At 41.3% G+C, this 3,355-nt stretch carries 3 protein-coding genes and 1 pseudogene; all 4 read right to left on the bottom strand.

The genetic code is table 11. The annotated features are described in order from the left end of the window. Positions 1-1,371: pseudogene (gene ftsI, locus BHE89_RS12845) on the bottom strand (peptidoglycan glycosyltransferase FtsI); the annotation flags it as partial. An 11-nt stretch (positions 1,372-1,382) separates the two neighbouring features. Further along, positions 1,383-1,700, bottom strand: coding sequence for a cell division protein FtsL (gene ftsL, locus BHE89_RS12840; protein WP_069367688.1), 318 nt, complete (start codon positions 1,698-1,700; stop codon positions 1,383-1,385). Next, entirely contained in the window at positions 1,701-2,648 is a 948-nt protein-coding gene (rsmH, locus tag BHE89_RS12835) for a 16S rRNA (cytosine(1402)-N(4))-methyltransferase RsmH (protein WP_069367687.1), read from the bottom strand. It lies immediately after the preceding gene. A 3-nt stretch (positions 2,649-2,651) separates the two neighbouring features. After that, positions 2,652-3,110 carry a division/cell wall cluster transcriptional repressor MraZ gene (mraZ, locus tag BHE89_RS12830; RefSeq protein ID WP_069367686.1) on the bottom strand — a complete coding sequence of 153 codons (459 nt, stop codon included), beginning with the start codon at positions 3,108-3,110 and terminating at the stop codon, positions 2,652-2,654. Positions 3,111-3,355: the final 245 nt, after the last annotated feature.

Below are 3,355 nucleotides of genomic sequence, written 5' to 3'. Positions count from 1 at the left end.
GTAATAGAAAGAGGTCGGTAAATACCAAAACTACCAATTGTTGCGTAGACACGCGCTAACTGTAACGGTGTTACCATTAGCCCATATCCGAATGAGAAGGTGGCCCTTTCAAGATCGGACCACCGTTGTTTTTTTTATTGGAAATATGCCACTACTTTCACCAACTAGCCCCAAGTTAGTTGGTTTCCCGAATCCAAAACGTGAATAGACATCCACAAGTTCAGATGCAGGCATCGCTAACGCTAGTCGTGAAACACCAACGTTACTCGATTTCTGTAATATTCCTGTTATCGACAGCTCATTATATCGTCCTACATCTTTGATTTGATGGCCGTTAATACGATAAGGAACAGTATTAATAACACTATTTTCTTGAATAATATGATTGTGAAGTGCACTCATCACAACCATGGGTTTAACAGTAGAACCCGGTTCAAAAATATCGGTAATAGCACGATTACGCATCGCATCTTTAGGTGTACCCGCTAAATTATTGGGGTTATACGATGGACTATTTGCCATTGCCAGCACTTCACCTGTATTGACATCAACTAAAATTGCTGTTCCCGATTCAGCTTTATTTTTAATAACCGCATTGGTCAATTCGCGATACACCACAGATTGTAAACGCTCATCAATACTTAACATCAAGTTGTGAGCTGCTTGACTGTCTGTTTGAGCGATATTCTCGATAACACGGTTAAAACCATCTTTACGAACAACGCGCTCTCCAGGGGCACCTGTCAGCCACTGATTAAAGCTTTTTTCAACACCCTCAATACCATCACCATCAATATTTGTTACACCAATGATGTGAGCGGTTACTTCACCTGATGGGTAATAGCGTTTTGATTCTTGGCGCATATTAATCCCAGTGATTTTGAGTTTACTAATATAATCACTAATCTCAGGATTCACTTGGCGAGCCAAATAGATAAAACGAGCAGAAGGCGTTGCGACAATCTTTTGCTCAATTTGATTCACTGGCATTTTCAGTGCATCAGCAAGTGCTAACCAACGAGAGTCCGTCATATCGGGATTAGCATCTAATACAACTTTAGGATCTGCCCAAATGGCAAAAACAGGCACGCTAACGGCGAGAGGTCTTCCCATTCTATCGCTGATCATGCCTCTTGCGGTTGGTACTTTTTGCACACGTAGAGAACGCATATCCCCTTCACGAATAAGGGGATCGGGATTAATAACCTGTAAATAGGCAACGCGGATTAATAGCGCGGCTAAAGCGATACCAATACCACCGCAAAGCAACGCAAAACGCCAACTCACAAATCCTGTTTTTTCTTCAGGCTTGCGTAGTTTGGCATTTGACTTTGTCTTTGCTTTCGCTTTTGCCGAACGTGAAAATTTCATACTTGCCTTAATTATTTAGTAACCACGATGTTCTCTTTGGTTGGGTCAACATGGATCATCCCCAAACTATCACTTGAAAAACGCTCTACTCGGCTATGGTCTGCCAGCGCGTTTTCTTCAAGAATGAGATTGCGCCATTCGATCTCTAATACGTTTTTCTCCAGCACTAAACGCTCTTTCTCTGCTGTCAATAAACGAGTTTTATGTGCTGTCGTCACGACATACACTGCAGAAATAATCACTGCAACCAGTAAACATACTGATAATTTGCCATGACGCAGTAGATCCTGCCCAATAACTCCCGGTAATGAGTGTCGTTCAGTAGACATTTATTCCTCAATACGTTGTGCTACACGCAATACGGAGCTCCGTGCCCGTGGGTTTTCTTCAACTTCTACGCCTGTCGGTTTCATCTTGTGAATACTTGATAAGCGAGCACTTCCTAACTCTTTTATCTGCGCTTGTGTGAGAGGAATACCTGCGGGAACAACAGGTCCCTTGCTCTCATCTCGAATAAAACGCTTCACCAATCGATCTTCCAACGAATGGAAACTAATGACTGATAAACGTCCTTCAGGTGCTAACACTGAAACAGCACCTTTTAATGCTTTTTCAATTTCATCTAATTCGCTATTGATATAGATACGAATTGCCTGAAAACTACGCGTTGCTGGGTGTTTATGTCGCTCTTTTACTGGGCTTGCATCGCTAATTAAATCCGCCAATTGCTTAGTTCGAGTCAAAGGCTCTTCTGTTTTGTTACGTGCAACAATGGCGCGAGCAATACGCTTAGCAAAACGCTCTTCACCAAATGTTTTCAATACCCATGTAATGTCGTCTTCTGCGGCTGTCATCAGCCATTGTGCAGCTGATTGCCCTGATGTAGGGTCCATACGCATATCAAGAGGCCCATCACGCATAAAAGAGAAGCCGCGTTCAGGATCATCTAGCTGAGGAGAAGAAACACCTAAATCCAGTAATACACCGTCAATTTTTCCGGCCAAACCAAGCTCATTAACATACTGCTCAATATTTGAAAAAGGCCCATGAACAATAGAAAATCGAGCATCATCAATTTCATTTGCAACAGCAATAGCTTGTGGATCTCTGTCTATCGCAATCAAACGACCTTGTTCACCCAATTGCGATAAAATTAAACGGGAGTGGCCTCCGCGACCAAATGTTCCGTCAATATAAATACCTGAAGGTTTAATATTCAGGCCATTCACTGCTTCATCCAGTAATACACTGGTATGACTAAAATTATTCGTTGTCATTATTTAAAGTGATAAATCCAATAGTCGTGTCGATAACGGTTCCTGTGAGGTTTGCTCGGCGACAATGTCTTGTTCGATCTGTTTGTACCAGACCTGTTCATCCCACAATTCAAATTTATTGAATTGACCGACTAACATGACCTCTTTTGTTAGCCCCGCATGCTGTCTTAGCGTGCTAGCTAACAAAAGACGTCCTGCGCTATCCATTTGGCATTCGCTGGCGTGACCTAATAACAAACGTTGAACTCGACGTTCCGCGGGGTTCATGGAGGACAAAGCCGCTAATTTTAACTCAATCTTTTCCCATTCAGGAAGGGTATAAAGTAATAAACATGGTTGATTGAGATCGATGGTACAAACCATTTGACCTTCAGAAATCTCACTCAGCGTTGTTCGATAACGGGAAGGAACTGTTATTCGCCCTTTGCTGTCAAGATTAACGAGTGTTGCTCCACGAAACATCCTCATTACCCCCAGCTTTGTAATTTACACCACATTATCCCACAAATCCCCACAAATAGAGTTTACGGATGGTATGAAAACGTTGTCAAGCCAGATATAGGAAGCTTTATTTATATTTACAGTAATTTGATAAGCACACTGAAAATGTTTAAATTATCGACGAAAAGAAAAATAAAACATTAACACTATGATTAATAGAGATTATTTTTTAAATTCTATTTTTAATCACAAAAAGTAATTATTTA

This window comes from Shigella sp. FC1967 (assembly GCF_001743005.1).
GTDB lineage: Bacteria > Pseudomonadota > Gammaproteobacteria > Enterobacterales > Enterobacteriaceae > Proteus.
The sequence above is the reverse complement of the archived record's forward strand: the minus strand, read 5'-3'. Positions and strand labels throughout refer to the sequence as shown.

Bases quoted from the DNA above. Each gene is read 5' to 3' on its own strand.
- ftsL (WP_069367688.1), bottom strand. From the start codon at position 1,700: ATGTCTACTGAACGACACTCATTACCGGGAGTTATTGGGCAGGATCTA.
- rsmH (WP_069367687.1), bottom strand. From the start codon at position 2,648: ATGACAACGAATAATTTTAGTCATACCAGTGTATTACTGGATGAAGCA.
- mraZ (WP_069367686.1), bottom strand. From the start codon at position 3,110: ATGTTTCGTGGAGCAACACTCGTTAATCTTGACAGCAAAGGGCGAATA.